The sequence below is a fragment of the Confluentibacter citreus genome (genome assembly GCF_002807055.1).
Taxonomy (GTDB): Bacteria; Bacteroidota; Bacteroidia; order Flavobacteriales; family Flavobacteriaceae; genus Confluentibacter; species Confluentibacter citreus.
In genome coordinates this window covers 169,187-187,948 of record NZ_NIXN01000001.1, presented here as the reverse complement: position 1 = coordinate 187,948, position 18,762 = coordinate 169,187, and the positions used below count along the sequence as shown (strand labels likewise).

17 protein-coding genes and 1 CRISPR repeat array (1 of these 18 running past the window's edge) are annotated in these 18,762 nt (G+C 33.3%); of the genes, 12 read left to right on the top strand and 5 right to left on the bottom strand.

The window, feature by feature from the left end; all coding sequences use genetic code 11:
• A CRISPR array of direct repeats spans nt 1-1,701; the repeat unit is 36 nt; unit sequence GTTGTGGTTTGATTAAAGATTAGAAAACACGATATT (it extends 905 nt beyond the left edge of the window).
• A 106-nt stretch (nt 1,702-1,807) separates the two neighbouring features.
• Both cas2 and cas1 read right to left on the bottom strand, forming a co-directional pair.
• The gene (gene cas2 / locus CDH49_RS00770) at nt 1,808-2,137 is read right to left on the bottom strand and encodes a CRISPR-associated endonuclease Cas2 (RefSeq protein WP_100611031.1); all 330 of its coding nucleotides are present in this window, start codon (nt 2,135-2,137) and stop codon (nt 1,808-1,810) included.
• Entirely contained in the window at nt 2,128-3,012 is an 885-nt protein-coding gene (gene cas1, locus CDH49_RS00765; protein ID WP_100613414.1) for a type II CRISPR-associated endonuclease Cas1, read from the bottom strand. The genes cas2 and cas1 overlap by 10 nt, the downstream gene beginning before the upstream one ends.
• Before the next feature lie 349 nt (nt 3,013-3,361).
• Here cas1 and CDH49_RS00760 point away from each other — a divergent pair, with 349 nt between their 5' ends.
• From CDH49_RS00760 to CDH49_RS00720, 10 genes are all read left to right on the top strand, one after another.
• Nucleotides 3,362-3,808 carry a hypothetical protein gene (locus tag CDH49_RS00760; RefSeq protein WP_100613413.1) on the top strand — a complete coding sequence of 149 codons (447 nt, stop codon included), beginning with the start codon at nt 3,362-3,364 and terminating at the stop codon, nt 3,806-3,808.
• Nucleotides 3,809-4,225: 417 nt separating this feature from the next.
• Nucleotides 4,226-5,770 carry an aldehyde dehydrogenase (NADP(+)) gene (locus tag CDH49_RS00755; protein WP_100613412.1) on the top strand — a complete coding sequence of 515 codons (1,545 nt, stop codon included), beginning with the start codon at nt 4,226-4,228 and terminating at the stop codon, nt 5,768-5,770.
• 288 nt (nt 5,771-6,058) lie between these two features.
• Nucleotides 6,059-6,202 carry a DUF5679 domain-containing protein gene (locus tag CDH49_RS15605; RefSeq protein ID WP_157805255.1) on the top strand — a complete coding sequence of 48 codons (144 nt, stop codon included), beginning with the start codon at nt 6,059-6,061 and terminating at the stop codon, nt 6,200-6,202.
• 634 nt (nt 6,203-6,836) lie between these two features.
• On the top strand, nt 6,837-7,205 hold the full coding sequence (locus tag CDH49_RS00750) for an Hpt domain-containing protein (protein ID WP_100613411.1): 369 nt from the start codon (nt 6,837-6,839) through the stop codon (nt 7,203-7,205).
• Nucleotides 7,198-7,566 carry a response regulator transcription factor gene (locus CDH49_RS00745; RefSeq protein WP_100613410.1) on the top strand — a complete coding sequence of 123 codons (369 nt, stop codon included), beginning with the start codon at nt 7,198-7,200 and terminating at the stop codon, nt 7,564-7,566. The genes CDH49_RS00750 and CDH49_RS00745 overlap by 8 nt, the downstream gene beginning before the upstream one ends.
• Before the next feature lie 43 nt (nt 7,567-7,609).
• A complete protein-coding gene (locus CDH49_RS00740; protein ID WP_100613409.1) occupies nt 7,610-8,713 on the top strand; it encodes a HEAT repeat domain-containing protein in 1,104 nt (367 codons plus the stop codon).
• Between the two features lies 1 nt (nt 8,714).
• Nucleotides 8,715-10,145 carry a glycosyltransferase family 2 protein gene (locus CDH49_RS00735; RefSeq protein ID WP_100613408.1) on the top strand — a complete coding sequence of 477 codons (1,431 nt, stop codon included), beginning with the start codon at nt 8,715-8,717 and terminating at the stop codon, nt 10,143-10,145.
• 12 nt (nt 10,146-10,157) lie between these two features.
• Nucleotides 10,158-12,572: an LTA synthase family protein gene (locus CDH49_RS00730; RefSeq protein WP_100613407.1), complete on the top strand. Its 2,415-nt coding sequence runs from the start codon at nt 10,158-10,160 to the stop codon at nt 12,570-12,572.
• Between the two features lie 10 nt (nt 12,573-12,582).
• A complete protein-coding gene (locus CDH49_RS00725) occupies nt 12,583-13,833 on the top strand; it encodes a YaiO family outer membrane beta-barrel protein (protein WP_100613406.1) in 1,251 nt (416 codons plus the stop codon).
• A gap of 32 nt (nt 13,834-13,865) precedes the next feature.
• A complete protein-coding gene (locus tag CDH49_RS00720) occupies nt 13,866-14,423 on the top strand; it encodes a class I SAM-dependent methyltransferase (RefSeq protein ID WP_157805254.1) in 558 nt (185 codons plus the stop codon).
• 71 nt (nt 14,424-14,494) lie between these two features.
• On the opposite strand, the gene pruA is transcribed toward CDH49_RS00720, so the two are convergent.
• A complete protein-coding gene (gene pruA, locus CDH49_RS00715; RefSeq protein WP_100613404.1) occupies nt 14,495-16,123 on the bottom strand; it encodes an L-glutamate gamma-semialdehyde dehydrogenase in 1,629 nt (542 codons plus the stop codon).
• Nucleotides 16,124-16,273: 150 nt separating this feature from the next.
• Here pruA and CDH49_RS00710 point away from each other — a divergent pair, with 150 nt between their 5' ends.
• Together CDH49_RS00710 and CDH49_RS00705 are read left to right on the top strand one after the other, a co-directional pair.
• Complete coding sequence (locus CDH49_RS00710) at nt 16,274-16,999, top strand: NRDE family protein (RefSeq protein WP_100613403.1); 726 nt, start codon at nt 16,274-16,276, stop codon at nt 16,997-16,999.
• Nucleotides 16,992-17,984: a DUF6695 family protein gene (locus CDH49_RS00705; protein ID WP_100613402.1), complete on the top strand. Its 993-nt coding sequence runs from the start codon at nt 16,992-16,994 to the stop codon at nt 17,982-17,984. Before CDH49_RS00710 ends, CDH49_RS00705 begins: the two co-directional genes overlap by 8 nt.
• 32 nt (nt 17,985-18,016) lie before the next feature.
• Here CDH49_RS00705 and CDH49_RS00700 read toward each other — a convergent pair whose 3' ends face one another.
• The gene (locus CDH49_RS00700; protein ID WP_100613401.1) at nt 18,017-18,475 is read right to left on the bottom strand and encodes a PIN domain-containing protein; all 459 of its coding nucleotides are present in this window, start codon (nt 18,473-18,475) and stop codon (nt 18,017-18,019) included.
• The gene (locus CDH49_RS00695; RefSeq protein WP_100613400.1) at nt 18,475-18,744 is read right to left on the bottom strand and encodes a hypothetical protein; all 270 of its coding nucleotides are present in this window, start codon (nt 18,742-18,744) and stop codon (nt 18,475-18,477) included. Before CDH49_RS00695 ends, CDH49_RS00700 begins: the two co-directional genes overlap by 1 nt.
• Nucleotides 18,745-18,762 lie beyond the last annotated feature (18 nt).

The window sequence follows — 18,762 nt, the reverse complement described above, 5'->3', positions numbered from 1 at the left end:
CAACGATTGACAGGGGCGTTGTGGTTTGATTAAAGATTAGAAAACACGATATTTTTGTCGTAGTCATGTGTATATCTCCAGGTGTTGTGGTTTGATTAAAGATTAGAAAACACGATATTTTTATAAATATCTATTAATGGCATATCTTAGTTGTGGTTTGATTAAAGATTAGAAAACACGATATTAGGGCAGGAGTTAATAATATATCTAGTGCTGTTGTGGTTTGATTAAAGATTAGAAAACACGATATTATTGTACCTTGTATTTACAATGTCCTTGAAGTTGTGGTTTGATTAAAGATTAGAAAACACGATATTATGCACCGAATATGCGGTGATATTAGACCAGTTGTGGTTTGATTAAAGATTAGAAAACACGATATTACATACTCATCCAAAGGAATCATTACACCTGTTGTGGTTTGATTAAAGATTAGAAAACACGATATTCAAAGCCTCTAACATTTGTTCGTCCGTTAGTTGTGGTTTGATTAAAGATTAGAAAACACGATATTATGATAAGAGCCAAAACAGGTACATTTCTAGTTGTGGTTTGATTAAAGATTAGAAAACACGATATTTAGATACACACACGCAAAACAAAGCTAATAGTTGTGGTTTGATTAAAGATTAGAAAACACGATATTTTTTTTCGGTCTTATAACTTAACCTATTTAGTTGTGGTTTGATTAAAGATTAGAAAACACGATATTTGTCAAGAATAACAAATTTAGAATTATATAGTTGTGGTTTGATTAAAGATTAGAAAACACGATATTCATTTTGAAGCACACCACGAAGCATTAACCGTTGTGGTTTGATTAAAGATTAGAAAACACGATATTGAATGGAATGGCGTACCAATGAACGCTGGAGTTGTGGTTTGATTAAAGATTAGAAAACACGATATTATTCCTGGTTTACGCTATGATGTGTATCATGTTGTGGTTTGATTAAAGATTAGAAAACACGATATTATGATGCTGGAATAGAAAAATACCCTAACGGTTGTGGTTTGATTAAAGATTAGAAAACACGATATTTTTTTTTTGAAATAGTAAAACCAACTTTTAGTTGTGGTTTGATTAAAGATTAGAAAACACGATATTTTGTTTTCTACAAATATGAGTGATGCGTTTGTTGTGGTTTGATTAAAGATTAGAAAACACGATATTGTGTGTGCTATTGGTACAGTGTAGTGTACGTTGTGGTTTGATTAAAGATTAGAAAACACGATATTAAATAAAGTAAATATTGAAGGTGCAAACTTGTTGTGGTTTGATTAAAGATTAGAAAACACGATATTGATACTTTCTTGAAGGATGGTGCGATGTTTGTTGTGGTTTGATTAAAGATTAGAAAACACGATATTTGTTATCAATAAAGACACAGGTGAGCTGTAGTTGTGGTTTGATTAAAGATTAGAAAACACGATATTAGAACTTCAAACAGATGTTATTCAGTATTTGTTGTGGTTTGATTAAAGATTAGAAAACACGATATTAAGGCTATATTAAACAATGATATTTCATCCGTTGTGGTTTGATTAAAGATTAGAAAACACGATATTAATTACACGATGACCTTAAAGGCAGACCCCGTTGTGGTTTGATTAAAGATTAGAAAACACGATATTATTCTGTGGTTTATACAACAGCATTGCCTCGTTGTGGTTTGATTAAAGATTAGAAAACACGATATTAGTTGGCTCGTTACCTTCTAATAATCAATATAATATCGTAATATATCGTAATAAAAAATGCTTCTTTTTTGCAGTGATAAGGCAAGATTGAGGCATTTTTTTTATTTTAAAACAATTCCAATTGTGTGGGCTGTGGTTCTTTGGGTACTTCAGAACGACCCCAAAAGTTCATAATATTACCAAATTGTTTATCGGTTATTCTTAAAACGCTTACTTTACCTAATGGGGGTAATAATTTTTTAAGCCGTTTTTCGTGTACATCGGCACTTTCGCTACTGGCACAATGGCGCATGTAAACAGAATATTGCATCATGGTAAATCCGTCTTTCATAATGTTTTTTCTAAAACCTGCGGCGTTTTTGCGGTCTTTTGCCGTATCGGTTGGTAAATCAAAAAATACAAATAACCACATAAGCCTGTAACCATTTAGTTCCATAATTTTGGATATTTTATTTTTTTGCGTTCGCCACTATAGCATTGTTGTAAAGAGCTGGCGGTTTTTTGCAAAGCCACCATTAACGGACTTTTTTCGCTTTTAAAATAAACGGTTCGGGTTAATATTTGTAGTAGTTCTGCTTTTATTTCAGTTGTTAAATCCTGTTCATCATAATGTTGCATAACATAATGTACAGCTTCATCAACTATCGGCCTGAAAGGTTCCATAATATCATCCGCCAAAGCAAAAGCATTGTATTTACTTTTATGATGAATCCCTAAAGTATTGAGCAATCCGCTTCCTGACAACGCTCTAGCAGTTGCGGCTCGTAAAATAGCATAGCCATAATTCAGGAAATTATTAGGATAATCGCCAAAACGTTCACGTTTAAAATCTATGTCAAAAAATGATTTCCAATAAAAGTTGGCAGCAACACCTTCCATATTTGAGGTGTCGCCACTCAATACTTTACTTGATAAGTATTCAAACTTGTTTTTGTTTTGTGTTATCTTTTCTAATAAAAGTCCTTGGTTTTTAATTTTTTCAACAACGGTTTGTTGCCATAATTGTTTTTTTAATGGCGCACTAGCTTCAATTTGGGTTTTAAATACTTCTTGTTGAATGTGGTGGCTATTTAAATTTAGGAACATGCCGTTTGGTACGTGGGAATTATTGCAAATAATAACAGATGCATTATTTTCAACAAGCAAATTTAGCGCAGGAATACTGATATAAATTTCAGGATTGTCTATAACAATAAAGCCAATATCTTCAATGGGAATGGTTTTGTTGGTGTTTTCAGAATTTATAACAAGCTGTTCCAATTTTGAAGTTATGGAGCATTTGTTTGAAAATAGCAATGTTTTTTTTAGCATAGTTGATTGATTAGTTTAAACATAACCGCTATTAATCAGGTGCTAAAGAGAGAAATTAAATATAATGAATTTAGAGAGTAGGTAGCTATTTACTCGATAATCAGTTGTTTTGCTATATAAAAGGCATCTCTTTTCTTCAATCTGCTGAAAAATTGGGATGCTTTTTTGTTTTATACAAGTTTTAAATGACTCATTCTAATTATCCCTTGCCCGAACTTATTATATGCTCAGGAATTTAAAAATTCAAAAGACTTCTTGATGAAATAATGATTACAAAAAAGTTTGGCATCTAAACCAAAATCAAATAATAATCGTAAATTTATGATGTATTAACCCAAATCCTTACCCTATGAAATACCTATTTTTAGTTGTTTTTACATTCAATTTTTATTTGGTTTCAGCTCAGATATCCTTTAACAGCGGCAATGTGCAGTTGGATTCTGATCTAAATATTATAAATACTCAAGCCCGTTCAGATTTAAGTTCTTTTAGAAAAGATCTTATCTTGTCTTATAATGTCTCAGAAAAAAAACTTGATTATATGGGTGTGAATTTAGGCATGGTTCCTGGCGATATGTATTTATCTTTAGAAATCTCTAGAATAGCAAGAGTTCCATTAGATGACGTTTTAATTGTTTACCGGAAACATAAAGCAAAAGGTTGGGGAGTGATAGCAAAACAGCTTGGCATAAAACCCGGTTCGGCTGAGTTTCACCAGTTAAAAAATAGAGCTAGTTCGAAAAAAGGTAAAAGCCAAGTAAAAAAACCTAAAAAACAAGTAAAAGCTAATACATAGTTTTTCTGCCAAAATTAGTTGCGTTGTTTTTTCCGGCGCTTTAAAGCCTGTTAAATGCAGTGAAGTTGAGGTTTTCAATTTTATAAAATAGAAAGCTTTCCTTTCTTCTTTATAGAAGATTGGGATGCTTTATTATTTTGTGCGATAAAATATAAATATTATTCATCCAAGTCAGTTAAATAATAGCATCCATCTTCAATCTAAATAATGTCCAATTAAAATACGGATATATTCAAATTTGTTAAAAGTTAATTAAACTTTAAACTATCCACTAAGGCTACTATTAAATATAATTTTTTGTATTTTTAACCTCTTTCAAAATGTCAATTTCAGATAAATTAATGAAAAAATGGAATTTTAATATTTTGAGTTCTTAATAAATAAGCAAAACATAAAACTAATATAAAACTAAAATAAATGAGTAATCAAAGTACATTTTATGCAATAAACGCGGCTACTAACGAGGAGTTAGAAGGGCCATTTGAAAATGCAACCTTAGAGCATATAGATTCGGTTGTAAATATGGCTACAGAAGCTTTCGATATTTATAAAAAAGTAGATAATAAGAAGAAAGCTGCTTTTTTAGATCAAATAGCAGATGAAATATTAAACTTAGGAGATGCGCTTATAGAACGATGTCATTTAGAAACAGGTCTTCCTATTGCTAGATTGCAAGGTGAGAGAGGCCGAACCATGAGTCAGCTAAAACTGTTTGCTTCCTTGGTAAGAGAAGGGTCTTGGGTTGACGCAAGAATTGATACCGCCATTCCTGATAGAGCGCCTTTACCTAAAGCGGACATTAGACATATGTTAATACCATTAGGGCCTGTAGTTGTTTTTGGAGCAAGTAATTTCCCTTTGGCGTTTTCAACTGCAGGAGGTGATACAGCTTCTGCTTTAGCTGCGGGTTGCCCGGTTATTGTTAAAGGACATAAAGCACATCCTGGAACTTCTAAAATGGTAGCTGATGCTATTGCAAAAGCTATAGATATTTGTGGTATGCCAAAAGGAACGTTTTCCCTAATTCTTGGGAATGCTAGATCTGTAGGAGAAACTTTAGTAAAACACCCAGGTGTGAAAGCGGTTGGATTTACAGGGTCGTATGGCGGTGGTAAAGCCTTATTTGATTATGCAAATGCACGGCCTGAACCTATTCCTGTATTTGCTGAAATGGGCAGTACAAATCCAGTATTTATTCTACCAGAAGCATTAAAAGAAAAAGGTGAAGATATTGCTGCGGGCATGGCAGGATCTATTACACTGGGAGTAGGACAATTTTGTACAAACCCAGGACTTTCCTTTGTGCAGAAATCGGATGACCTTAGTAAATTCTATAACCAATTAAAACTTAAAATAAGTGAGTCGCCTGCAGGGGTTATGTTGACACCAGAAATCAAAAAAGCCTATGATAAAGGTATTGAAAGAACCTTAGGAATAGGTAATGTAGAAGAATTTTCCGTTGGATTGAATGGGGATTCTCCAAACGCAGGTACTCCAAGAGTTTTTAAAACATCTATAGAGAATTTTAACCAACATGAGGATTTATCTGAAGAGAACTTTGGGCCTTCAAGTGTTTTGGTAGAGGCTAATTCAAAAAGTGAGATTATTGAAGCAGCCAAAAATTTATGCGGTCATCTTACAGCGACTGTTTTTGGAACAGATAAAGATTTAGAGGAGTATAAAGAGTTGTTTGATATTCTACCAAAGAAAGTTGGAAGAATTATTGTAAACGGTTATCCAACAGGCGTTGAAGTTTGCCACTCTATGGTTCATGGTGGGCCATACCCTTCAACAACTGCACCTCAATCCACATCTGTAGGAACTGGAGCCATAAAACGTTTTGTTAGACCCGTTTGTTTTCAAAACTATCCAAATGCCATTTTGCCAAATGAGTTGAAAAATGAAAATCCATTAAATATTTGGAGGTTGGTAGATGGAGATTTTAAAAATTCAAAAATTTAATTTTATATTATAAATATTGTTGAAAAGGCTCTAATTTTTAGAGCTTTTTTCGTTTCATTAAAGTTGAAATCTTTTTTTGGAACCCAATTTTATCAATTTTTTGATTAAATGTCATTTCCATTTTAGAGTGTGTTTCGTTAGATTATTTCAGTAAATTTTGCAGAAAGATTCATTTAAAGCCAAATAAGGTAAAGTAAAAGTGAATTTTTATTGTTTTTATTTGTTGTCTTGTAAATTAAAACTATATTTAAATATAGTTTAATCAAACCAAAAATCTAAATATTTATTATGGAAGGATATTGTGTAAAATGTAAAGACAAAAAAGAGATCAAGGATTCTGCCGAAGTAACCATGAAAAATGGGAGAAAAGCAATGAAAGGTAAATGTCCTACTTGTGGAACTGGGATGTTCAGGATATTAGGAAAGTCTTAAATTAAAAGTAAAATTAAAGGGAAGTTATTTAACTTCCCTTTAATTTTACTATCCCTTAAGCCACGGGTTTGTAAATAAATATTGTGAGCGCTAAATCAACACTACTGTTTTTCATCTAACAAAATTGAGTTTTGATAAAATTTTGTAGGTGAATTTTTCTTCTTCTAAAACAATTGTGGTCTTTTTTTTAAATAGACCATCCTCTTTATTTTAATTACCACCAATAATAATCAATTCATATTCATCGATTACGTTTTGGTAAGTAGTTTTTTGGATTTGCTACCATGATGGCAACATCTATCTTCTCACTATAAGGTGCTTTAAATACCATAGTTTGAATTTCTGTTTTCCAGAACATCTTACGTTTGCTTTCTATTTTACTAAAACGTTAAATAATATTTTTATTAATGGAACACATAAATAATCAAGATTTTTTATTCCTTTTAAATAAACTTCTTTAGTAAGATTTTCTTTATTTTTTTGATTTTTTTTACATTATTCAACATTAATTGTAATATATGTTATACAAAATAAATAATATTTTGCATTTTATCTTGTTTTAATGCATTTTATCGATTTATTTTTTTATCTTGCCACACTTTAAACCCCCAAATTATACGTTTAAAACTACGCCATGGTAAAAACAACCTATAAGTACATAGACTTAAATTCTTTAAGGGAAAATACATTTGGTAATGTACCCATAGAAAGGGAAATCATGCATTTATTTATTGATATGGTTGATGATTATATCTCCGTTTTAGATAAGGAACTGCCCAATAAAAACTGGAACCTGCTTTACGATGCTACCCACAAGATTAAACCCAATATTAGCATGTTTGGTATTTATAGTATGGAGTCTACCATAGTAGAACTAGAAAACAGCTTTAGGAATGAAGTGAATCTTGAAACAATCGAGGAAACAGCCTATGGTGTCTTATGTGCTTTTAAAGAAATAAAAAAAGAAGTACAGATTGAACTTAATTTAATGGAAAATGAATAAAAAGAAAATAGTTTTAGCTGAGGATAACTCTACACTTTCATTGCTCCTAAAGTTCAGGTTGGAAAAAGAAGGCTATGAATTATTTGTTGCCACAGATGGTAAACAAGCTGTCGATCTTATAGAAAGTATGAGTCCAGACCTGATTTTATCTGATATTATGATGCCTTTTGTAAGTGGCCTTGAAGTTATAAGCCATTTAAGAAATAAACTCAATTTAAATACACCTATTATTGTTTTTTCCTCTGCAGGGCAAGAAGAAATGGTACTTAAGGCTTTTAATTTAGGAGCCAACGACTTCATGGGGAAACCATTTAGTCCTAATGAATTAGTTATAAGAATAAAGCGACTACTTGGAACGTAGTCATCAGTTAGTTTAATTTTTATCTGAAATTAATTTTGCCCCAATGGTTGATTATCAGTATATCTATGATTATTACAGTAATGCCCCTCATTTAATTCAATGGGTATGGTGGGTTAGCGCTATATTGGCAACAGGTATAGTTGTACTGGCTATTTGTCTTAAATTTATTAGGTCTTCGCTTAGAAGAAAGAGCAATGAGGCTGCAAAATTTAAAACAGAATATGAAGCACTTTTAATTGAATATTTGTATTCGGGAGATGAATCGGGTAAACTCACCGAGCCTCAAAAATTAATAGTTAGTAAAATAAAGGATAGTATAAAAACTGGGTTTAAACGAAAACTCATAGTTTCGGTTTTATACAATTTAAGGAATGAGGTTTCAGGAGAAATGTCTGATTCCATTAAGACGTTTTACTATGAAACGGGACTTATTCATTTTGCTTTTGAACGTTTAAAAAGTAAAAAATGGAACATCATTGCCAAAGGAATAGGTGAATTGAGATGTTTTGGAATTGATGAAGCCAGTCATGCCATTGCGCCATTTATAAATCACCCTAAAAGTGAAGTTAGAAGTGAGACCCATCTTTATATGGTTAACTTATTTCTTTTTGAAGGACTTTCTTTTTTAGATGATTTAAAAGTATCCCTCTCCGAATGGATTCAAATACAATTGCTTGAAACATTACAAAAATTTGATAATCAAGAAATATGTGATATACGCCCTTGGTTAAATTCCAAAAACGATTCAGTCGTTTTATTTGCACTTAAATTGGCACAAATCTATAATCAGTTTGAAGTTAAGGAAACTTTAATGGATTTATTATCCCATGATAACAAAGAAGTAAGGATAAAAACTATCGATGTGTTGGCCCATTTATATGGTATAGAAGCAAAAGAAATGCTTAAAGCAAACTTTAATGAACTAAGTTTAGAAGAGCAAATAAGTTTCTTCAAGTTACTTGAAAAATTAGTGGCACCAGACGATGAACCCTTTATTGAGGCTTATCTATTTCACAAGAATTTTGAAATTCAACTATTGGCTCTTAAAATTTTGAAAGAAATTAATTTTGATAAATATATTGGTCTTACAAAATCGTCAAATGATAATAAAAGCTTAGCCATGGTTAAAGCGGTAAAGGTGTTATAAAATGGATACAAGTTCGGTTAAAATAATATTACAGATACTTCATTACCTGTTTTTTGGATATGCTTTTGCATCTATCCTTTCCTATATAATTCTATCTTTCATATCAAGTAAAGAGACCATAGAATATATAAAAAAGAGAAGTTTTGTTAATTACAAAGATATCTTGTCTTCTACAATATCTCCTTCCATAACGATTATTGCGCCCGCTTATAATGAAAGTTTGAATATTGTTGAAAACGTAAGGTCCTTGTTGTCTAATCATTATGTAAACTATAATGTGGTTATTGTTAATGATGGCAGTAAAGACGATAGTTTGGAACGTCTAATTAAAGCTTACGATTTAGAAAAAGTACATTATATAGTAAACGAAAAAATAGCAACAAAACCATTAAGGGCGGGAATTTTTAAATCTAAAAATCCAGCATTCGAAAAACTTATGGTGGTTGATAAAGAGAATGGCGGGAAGGCCGATGCTTTAAACATGGGACTTAATATAAGCACCAGTAAGTATGTGGCTTGTATTGATGTTGATTGTTTACTATTAGAAGATGCGCTTCAAAAAATGATAAAACCCTTTTTGGAGGTTACAGATTCTAAAGTCATTGCAGCAGGAGGCGTCATACGAATTGCAAATTCTTGTGAAATAAGAGGAGGTAAGTTAATAGATGTGAACCTTCCTAAAAACGTATTGGTGCAATCGCAAATTTTAGAATATTTAAGAGCCTTTTTGTTAGGGCGTATGGCTTGGAGCAGATTAAACGGTCTACTTGTAATCTCTGGAGCTTTTGGAATTTTCGACAAGGAAATTGCTATTGCTGTTGGCGGGTACGATACAAATACAGTTGGTGAGGACATGGAGATTATTGTGCGCATGCGAAGGTACATGGAAGAAAAGGGAGAAAAATATAGAGTGTCCTACATACCAGATCCTTTATGCTGGACAGAAGCGCCCGATAGTTATAAAGTGTTTATCTCGCAAAGAAACCGTTGGACACGTGGAACTATTGAAACCCTTAGAAAGCATCGTAAAATAGGTTTTAATCCAAAATATGGCTGGTTTGGTTTAGTAAGTTACCCCTACTGGTTGATTTTTGAACGTCTTGCCCCTATTTTTGAAGCAATTGGTTTGATTTATTTTATTATCCTCATAGTGCTACAAGAGGTACGGTGGGATTTTGCAATATCATTTTTTTTGCTTGCTTATTTGTTTTCAGTTGTTTTTTCAATCATTGCACTGTATTCAGAAGAGCTTACTTTTCACCAATATAAAAAGAAGGGTACAGGCTTTAAGCTAGTATTGTTAAGTGCCATAGAGCCCTTCGTGTTACATCCCTTTGTTCTTTATGCCGCCATACGTGGGAACTATGATTATTACTTTAATAAGAAAAAAAAATGGGGTAATATGGTTAGAAAAGGATTGGTTAATAACTAGATATGTAACGCCATGAAGGTTAATTTAAAAACAGAGCATTTTAATAATTACATTAAGCTAACATTTGCATTAATAGTTGCATTCTGGATTTTAAGTGTTTATGAAGTTGTTAATACACCAACAAGTCATGAGCCGTTTTTATTGACAATAATTTTAAAATTTATTAATGATTTTTGGTGTGGCATTGTCATAGGCATAATTGTTTTTCCATTGTTTTTTTTAATAAACAATTTTAAAGAAAAACTAGCCCTAAACATTGTTATAATGTTGTTTATGGTTTTGGTTCTTGGTCAGTTCTCATTGATAAAATACAGTTTAACAACATTGGTTAATTTGGGAGCAGATTTATTAGGGTATTCTTATGATGATGTATCCAGTACCGTTTCAACATCCGAATCGCTTAGCATATTTTATTTTTTGCCATTCATTATTTTTCCAGTAATACTGTTTGTTTCGTTTATTTCTTTAAAAAAGTATATGCAAAAACCAGTATTATTTATTTTAATGGCGTCAGTGCTTCTTTTTGGAGTTTTGAAGTTAGTCTTGCCTAAATTATCGAATGATGGATATAAAAATAAATTAGCTTTTTTGACCTACGACATTATAAAATTCAAAAAAGAGCAAAGAGATTTAAGCATGTTAAACCTCTATGACTCAGAAAATTTTCCACTATTAAGGGCATCTTCTGAAATTCCAGATGTCTTGTCGCCATTCTTGAATAAAAATGAAGATAAGCCCAACATCGTTTTTTTAGTGGTTGAAGGTTTGGGGGGCGAGTTTGTTGATAACGATATTTATAGTGGCTTTACACCTTACCTAGATTCTTTAATCGATAAATCTTTGTATTGGGAAAATTTTGTTAGCACTACGGGACGTTCATTTGGAATACTACCGGCTTTACTAGGATCTTTGCCCTACGGAGAAAAAGGCTTTTTAGAAATAACACAAACTCCATCGCACATATCTCTAATAAGCATGTTAAAAGCAAATGGGTATACTACATCTTACTATTCTGGGTGCCCTTCAGGTTTTGATAGAAAAATAAATTTTTTGGAATATAATGGCATTGATCAATTAATCGATGAAAGCAAATATGGTCCAGGTTATACAAAAACAAGAACGGATGATGGTGGTTTTTCTTGGGGTTATCCAGACCATGAAATATTTAGAAAAGTATTAACAACAATGAATGCCGAAATACAGCCAAGATTGGATATAGTAATGACGCTTTCAACCCATGAACCATTTGAGTACCCAAACAAAGAATTGTATAGGTCTAAAGTTGAAGTATATGTTGAAAACTCAATAAAATCAGACGACATAAAGAGAACCATATTAAATCATAAAGATATTTTTGGATGCTTGATATATACAGACAATGCCATAAAAGAATTCATGAATGCCTATTCGCAACGGCCTGAATATAAAAACACCATTTTTGTGATTACCGGCGACCATCGGTTAATACCTATTGCTCAAAAAGACAAATTGTGCCGTTTTCATGTGCCGTTTTTCATTTACAGTCCCATGCTTAAAAAAGCAGAACGCTTTAAAGCAGTATCCTCCCATTGGGATGTTACGCCAAGTCTAGTGAGTTATTTGTCAAATAATTTCAAGTTCAAACCTTCAGAGAAAACATCTTGGATTGGAACAGGTTTAGATACCTTTAAACAATTTAGGAATTTAAAAATGATTCCGTTAATGCGCTATAAAGGAAGTTTGAATGAGGTGATTTATAAAGATTATTTCTATTCCGATGGAGAACTGTATAAAATTAATAGTGATTTTGGTACTTATAGTGTTATAGAGGAGGACATAAATAAAACGATTTTAGATTCCTTGATGGCATTTAAAAAATTAAATGCCTATGTAACTCAAAGGAATAAAATATTTCCTGATTCATTAAATTTTTATGTAACACCTAAAAAAGAGTTTTCACAACAAGAGATAAACACCATAAATAAGTTTGCAAAAAATAAAACATTCGACGAGGTTTTAGAAATAGCAAGGGAGCTCGCAATTGAAAAACAATATGATATAACCAGATTGCTTTGTGATTATATCCTTAACGAATACCCCAACTATACAGATGCACAAATATTAAAAGGCAGAAGTTTAGGTTGGCAAAAAGATTATGATAAAGCAAAGGAAGAATTGTTGGATGCCATAAAACGCTCACCGTATCATGAGGATGCCTATTTGGCATTGCTGGATGTATATTGGTGGTCCAATCAAGAAAGTAATTCGGCAGCGATTTATTCTGAAGCGTTAAAAAATGAGATAATCAATCCATCGGTGAGTTTAAAAATGGCTCAGGCATATCAGCGAATAGGAAATGAAAACCTAGCAAAAAAAATAATGGATAGCATAGTTGATGTCCATCCAAATAATTCAGAATTTCTGGCTTTTAAAAATAGCTTGAATTAAAATCCTGCTCATGAGAAAACATGTTTTAATCATAGTTGTATTACTTAGTGCTTATGCCTTTGGGCAAGAAACCGAATTTAAAGGAGATCCAGATGCTTCTTTTGAGGTAGCTAGAAAATTAGCATTCGATTCCAAAAGACAAGAGGCGCAAGATACGCTTAGATTCATTTTAACAAAATACCCAGATTACCATGATGTACGATCTTTTTTAGGAACGACGTATTCTTGGGATGGGGAGTATAAAAAGGCAGCTCAAGAATTCGATTATGTTTTAGATAAAAGCCCTGAACGTTTGGATACTTGGGAAGCAGCAATAAATAATGAATTATATAGAACAGCACCTTACAATGCCATAAAAATGGTCGAAAAAGCATTGGGGTATTTTCCCGAAAACGAAACGCTTTTATATTTACAGGCAAGTGCCCAAAGCGCCACAAATAATAAAGAACAAGCACTAATTATTATTGATAAGATTTTAGTTAAAAACCCTACTAATGAAAAAGCAATTGAATTCAAACAATCGCTGCTCAACGATTTAAGACATAATATTATAGGCTTAATAACAGCAGTAGACCTATATTCTGAAGTATTTGACCCCATGCAATATTACTCACTTAGATATATAAGGAGAACCAAATATGGTAGTATTCATGCTAGGTTTAATTATAGTGAGCGGTTTGGCTCCACGGGTTCTCAGGTTGAGGTAGATATGTACCCAACTATCTCACAAGGGTTTTATGCATATCTTAATGTCGGGGTTTCCGATTCTTATTTGTATCCAAAATTACGCTATGGAGCCGAACTGTATAAATCGCTGCTAAAAGGATTTGAAGTGTCTTTAGGCTTTAGGTCATTAAAATATAGTGAAACAACCAATATTTATTCGGGTTCACTGGGGTGGTATACAGGAAATAGCTACTTTTTATTTAGGTCTTATGTCACGCCGGGAGATCCAGGCGCCAGTATGTCTGGGAGTTTAACATACCGAAAGTACGGGAAAGATATGTTTAACTACTTTAGTGTAGAAGCAGGAATGGGATTTTCACCCGATATTTACAGACTTGATTTTGAAGGTGTTGAAAATGTTATCGTGAACCTGCAATCGCAAAAATTAAACTTTGGGTACTTTTTTTCCTCTAAGAACGACAGGAATTATTGGGGGCTTCAGGCGGGAGTATCCCATCAGGAAATAAGTTTTGATCCCGGATCGTATCTTTGGATTTATTCCTTATCTGTATCTTGGGATTTTAACTTTAAATAGCTTTAACTTTGTCAAGTAAAGACATCCCCTAAATGAATCAGAAATTTAAAACATCCCTCGCTTTTGCAAAGAACCTTATGGTTACTGGAGCTATTTCGGAAACGAGTAGATATGTAGAGGTAAATATATGCAAACATATTTCTAAAGAACCCAATAAAATAATTGTTGAATTTGGTACAGGGCACGGTAATATTACCAGAGAGATACTCAATACCATGTCTGATTCTTCCACCTTATATTCATTTGAAGTGAACAAGGATTTTTGCGACCATGTTAGGGAAACCATTCAAGATGAGCGGCTAATAATTATCAACGATGGCGCCGAAAATCTAAAAAAACATGTTAAAACACCTATAGATTCTGTTATTTCATCAATCCCATTTACGTTCTTTAGTAAAGAAAAGGGATTGTCCATTATTCAAAATGCCTACGACCTTTTAGAGGAAGGTTGTTATTATAGCCAAGCATTGTATACCAAGTTTAATTTCAAAAAATTCCAAAAAATATTTGATCATTGTACTTTAACAACCCATAAAAACCTAATTACGGAATATATTTATTACTGCAAAAAGACCAACGAAAAACTGTAATAGGTTTTTCTAGATTAAAAAAGCATGACCAACTTATATTTAATCATGCCTTTTTAATTTTAATAAAAATGCTATTCTCCCAAAAACGGATATCTATAATCTGTAGGTGTTATAAAAGTCTCTTTAATCAATCGTGGAGATACCCAACGTAGTAAGTTTTGGGCACTACCCGCTTTGTCGTTCGTTCCTGATGCTCTTGCACCACCAAATGGTTGCTGACCAACAACGGCACCTGTAGGTTTATCATTAATATAAAAATTCCCCGCACTATTCTGTAAAGCTGTTGTTGCTTCGGTAATGGCATATCTGTCAGTAGCTAAAACAGCGCCGGTTAAAGCATATTCACTGGTTTCATCAACGAGTTTTAAAGTGTCTGAAAACGCCTCGTCTTCATAAATATAGATGGTAATCACAGGCCCAAAAAGTTCGGTGCGCATGGTTTCGTATTTCGGATTGGTCGTTACAATAACCGTTGGTTCAATAAAATAGCCTTTGCTTTTATCGTAATTACCACCAATGATAATCTCTGCATCAGCATCTTTTTTAGCTTGTTCAATATATTTCACAAGCTTATCAAAAGATCCTTCATGAATCACCGCCGTAATAAAATTGCCCATATCTTCTGGTGAACCCATTTTAAAAGATTTTACATCTGCAATCAGCTGTTTTTTTACATCTGTCCATAAACTTTTAGGTATATAGGCTCTTGAGGCAGCACTGCATTTCTGACCTTGAAATTCGAAAGCACCACGCACAATAGCGGTGACGACTTGTTTTACATTCGCGCTTTTATGCGCGATAACAAAATCTTTACCCCCCGTTTCACCAACAATTCTTGGGTAGGTTTTATAGTTGTGAATATTATTTCCTATCTGTTTCCAAAGTTCTTTAAAAATAAATGTGGATCCTGTGAAGTGCAACCCAGAAAAATCTGGACTGGATAAAACGGTATTTGTTATCATTATAGGGTCTCCGAAAACCACATTAATAACGCCGGCAGGAACACCTGCTTCTTCAAAAACGTCCATAATCACTTTGGCGGAATATATTTGGCTGTCACTTGGTTTCCAAACCACCACATTGCCCATTAATGCCATACACGATGGTAAATTACCCGCAATGGCCGTGAAATTAAAAGGGGTTACGGCATAAGTAAAGCCTTCAAGCGGACGATATTCCAATCGATTCCAAACGTCGCTGGTACTTTCAGGTTGCTCAGCGTAGATGTCTGTCATGAATTGCACATTATAACGCAAGAAGTCAACAAATTCGCATGCGGCATCTATTTCAGCTTGATGTATGGTTTTAGATTGCGCTATCATGGTAGCAGCATTTATCTTTGCTCTGTAAGGTCCGGCAATTAATTCGGCTGCTTTTAAAAAGATGGCGGCACGTTGTTCCCAGGGCATTTGCGACCATGTTTTTCTGGCTTCTAAAGCCGTCGAAATAGCAGCTTCCACATGCGATTTTTCAGCAAGATGGTAGGTGCCTACAATATGTTTATGGTCGTGTGGCGGCGACATGGTTTTGGTATTTCCTGTACTTACATGTTTTCCGTTAATGTATAAAGGCACATCAATTTTACTTTTGAACATCTCTTTATATGCTTTAAGAACCGCATCGCGCTCAGGACTTCCCGGAGCATACGTTTTTACAGGTTCGTTATAAGCAATTGGTACATTAAAAAAGCCTTTTCCCATGATAATCGATTTTTTGTTATTGAATTTTCAGTGAATAAGCCACAAATTTACGAATTATCTAAGGACTTTTTGGGGTGAAGCTTATTAAAACCTAGTTAAAATTTATTTATTTTTTGTAAGTTGGCTAGGTATTTTAAGACTAGATAGGTTATGTGTACAGTTACCATCATTCCGAAAGGTAAAAACGATTTTGTGATAACGTCCAATAGAGATGAAGACCCTAGTAGAACGTCTTCACCACCTCATTTCTATTCTGTAGAAGGGGTTAAGATGTTATATCCGAAAGATGATCTATCTGGAGGTACGTGGATTGGGATAAGCGAAAAAAACAGATTGGTTTGTCTATTGAACGGCGGTTTTGTATCTCATAAAAGGCAGCCCAGTTACAGGTTAAGTAGAGGTATAGTAGCTAAGGATTTTATGATTTCTGACACCCTAGAAACCACTATCCAAACCTATAAACTTACTAATATCGAACCGTTTACGATGGTTATGGCTGATTGGAATGATACGCTTCGATTTTTTGAATTGGTTTGGGATGGCGAAAAAAGGCATACTAAAGAATTATCTCTAGAACCTCAAATTTGGTCGTCTGCAACCTTGTATTCTGAAGCCATGCGGAACGAGCGTTTACAATGGTTTAACACCTTTAAATCTGAAAACAAATTAAAATCTGAGTCACTTTTGCAATTTCATAAAACTGCTGGGGCTGGCAATGAAGATTATGGCGTCATTATGAACCGTGGGTTTGTAAAAACAACTAGTATTACTCAAGTTGAAAAAACAAACGATGCCCTGAAAATGCATTATGAAAATTTTCAAAATAAAACGGTAACGGATACTGTTTTTAACCTTCCGCAAACGGTGAATGAGTAATACAGGAATCATTTTAACGTTGGCATATCCCGAAACTATTGTCATGGTTTCAAAAGAATGGTTTTCGCCGTATTTACGATTTTTGGGCGTTGGAAAAAAGAATTATTTAATGGCGGGTCATGCTGCATTGGTGTTGATCAATAAAGAAACGTGCGTTTTAGAATACCATGATTTTGGTAGATACATCACCTCCGAACCTCATGGAAGAGTGAGGGGAAAAGATACCGACAATGAATTGGATTTTCCGTTGATGGCACGAATAAAAGATGGAAACATTGAAAACTTGAACGAGATTTTAGAGTTTTTAGGAACGCACCCCAAATTAACCCATGGCGATGGAAAATTAGTAGCTTCCGTTTGTAACGCCATAGATTACCATAAAGCGAGAACTCACATCACCCACATGCAAGAACAGCATTTTATTAGGTATGCCGCCTTTATAAAAAATGCCTGTAATTGTGCCCGATTTGTAACCGATACATTAATTGCTTCGGTAACGGATTTAAAAATCAAAAAGAAACTTGAAATATCCAATTGGTTTACGCCCAGCACGGTTGGAAACGTGTTGTTGGCAAATACGGAAGCACATGCGTTTGAAGTTTCGCAAACGGGTGTGATTTCTAAGTATTCAGGCTCTCAAAAAAGTGAAAACAGGCGTTGTTTTTTAGATAAACTTGAAAGCCACCAACCCAATTTTATAGGCACTTTACAGCCAAAACCAGTTGCTGGTGTACATGAAAACGCCCAATGGTTATCTGGCATTGCGGCGGGCGCTTGGTTTGAGCTTCATGAAACCACAAATAACTCACATTACAGATTTAGACGCATTTCACCGCATGGAAACATAGATGTGGATGCCGAATATAAAATTGATAACAACAACTTTAATTACCATAAACCTTTTGAGTTTGTACATTATTCAAACTGTAAATTTTTTCATGTGAAGCAGGATGGGGTGGTTTTTAGGTTTGAGAGGGTTGTTTAATTGTTAGCTCAGTTCTTTGTTGTGCAATGCTTTTATTGTTTTAATCTTATATTTTTTAATTCTTTCATATCATAAACGTTAATACCATAAGCTCTTGCATAGTCAGATAGAGCAGAATCAGAAGTTATAAGCATTTCGCAATTTTTGGCACATTCCAAAATAAGCGTATCAGTAAGTCCGAGGTCATAAAACGAATCGCTGTTTTCAACAATTTTGGATTCAAAATATTTTTCAGAAGTTTTTTTAATTGTCTCTATTATCCTTTGAACATATAATTCTTTTTGACTTCCTGTAAACTTATTAAGTAAATTGTCAACTTCAGTCCAGATGTTTGGAAGAACAACAATTGATTCTATACTTTTAATAGTAGAAACTAAATAATGAAAATCCTCTTCTTCATAAATCGACGTTTTGCTGTGTTTATTTATCAAAGTTGGATTCATTAATCCTAATATTAAAACTAAAAGAGAGTTAGAATCTATTAAAATCATTATTTTTCATAGATATAAAATCCAATAACGCTTTTGTCATTGTCTATTTTTACTTTCTTATAAATTCTATGATAATTAAATCCAGATGTTAAAGCTCCTAAAGGCGAAATGGATTTATTTGTGTTTTCGACTAAATATGAAACAACTATTTCCCAAATTTCTTCTTCTTTTTTATATTCAGCTTGCTCTAATCTAAAATCAGAATTGTCAAGTGAAGAAAGTCCTGATAATTCAGTTTTAGCTATTTGATATAATTCTTTTAAGTTCATATTATTTTTTGTTCGTCA

What these genes read in the sequence shown, in the direction of transcription:
- cas2 (WP_100611031.1), bottom strand. Translation starts at nt 2,137, where the DNA reads ATGGAACTAAATGGTTACAGGCTTATGTGGTTATTTGTATTTTTTGAT.
- cas1 (WP_100613414.1), bottom strand. Translation starts at nt 3,012, where the DNA reads ATGCTAAAAAAAACATTGCTATTTTCAAACAAATGCTCCATAACTTCA.
- CDH49_RS00760 (WP_100613413.1), top strand. Translation starts at nt 3,362, where the DNA reads ATGAAATACCTATTTTTAGTTGTTTTTACATTCAATTTTTATTTGGTT.
- CDH49_RS00755 (WP_100613412.1), top strand. Translation starts at nt 4,226, where the DNA reads ATGAGTAATCAAAGTACATTTTATGCAATAAACGCGGCTACTAACGAG.
- CDH49_RS15605 (WP_157805255.1), top strand. Translation starts at nt 6,059, where the DNA reads ATGGAAGGATATTGTGTAAAATGTAAAGACAAAAAAGAGATCAAGGAT.
- CDH49_RS00750 (WP_100613411.1), top strand. Translation starts at nt 6,837, where the DNA reads ATGGTAAAAACAACCTATAAGTACATAGACTTAAATTCTTTAAGGGAA.
- CDH49_RS00745 (WP_100613410.1), top strand. Translation starts at nt 7,198, where the DNA reads ATGAATAAAAAGAAAATAGTTTTAGCTGAGGATAACTCTACACTTTCA.
- CDH49_RS00740 (WP_100613409.1), top strand. Translation starts at nt 7,610, where the DNA reads ATGGTTGATTATCAGTATATCTATGATTATTACAGTAATGCCCCTCAT.
- CDH49_RS00735 (WP_100613408.1), top strand. Translation starts at nt 8,715, where the DNA reads ATGGATACAAGTTCGGTTAAAATAATATTACAGATACTTCATTACCTG.
- CDH49_RS00730 (WP_100613407.1), top strand. Translation starts at nt 10,158, where the DNA reads ATGAAGGTTAATTTAAAAACAGAGCATTTTAATAATTACATTAAGCTA.
- CDH49_RS00725 (WP_100613406.1), top strand. Translation starts at nt 12,583, where the DNA reads ATGAGAAAACATGTTTTAATCATAGTTGTATTACTTAGTGCTTATGCC.
- CDH49_RS00720 (WP_157805254.1), top strand. Translation starts at nt 13,866, where the DNA reads ATGAATCAGAAATTTAAAACATCCCTCGCTTTTGCAAAGAACCTTATG.
- pruA (WP_100613404.1), bottom strand. Translation starts at nt 16,123, where the DNA reads ATGGGAAAAGGCTTTTTTAATGTACCAATTGCTTATAACGAACCTGTA.
- CDH49_RS00710 (WP_100613403.1), top strand. Translation starts at nt 16,274, where the DNA reads ATGTGTACAGTTACCATCATTCCGAAAGGTAAAAACGATTTTGTGATA.
- CDH49_RS00705 (WP_100613402.1), top strand. Translation starts at nt 16,992, where the DNA reads ATGAGTAATACAGGAATCATTTTAACGTTGGCATATCCCGAAACTATT.
- CDH49_RS00700 (WP_100613401.1), bottom strand. Translation starts at nt 18,475, where the DNA reads ATGATTTTAATAGATTCTAACTCTCTTTTAGTTTTAATATTAGGATTA.
- CDH49_RS00695 (WP_100613400.1), bottom strand. Translation starts at nt 18,744, where the DNA reads ATGAACTTAAAAGAATTATATCAAATAGCTAAAACTGAATTATCAGGA.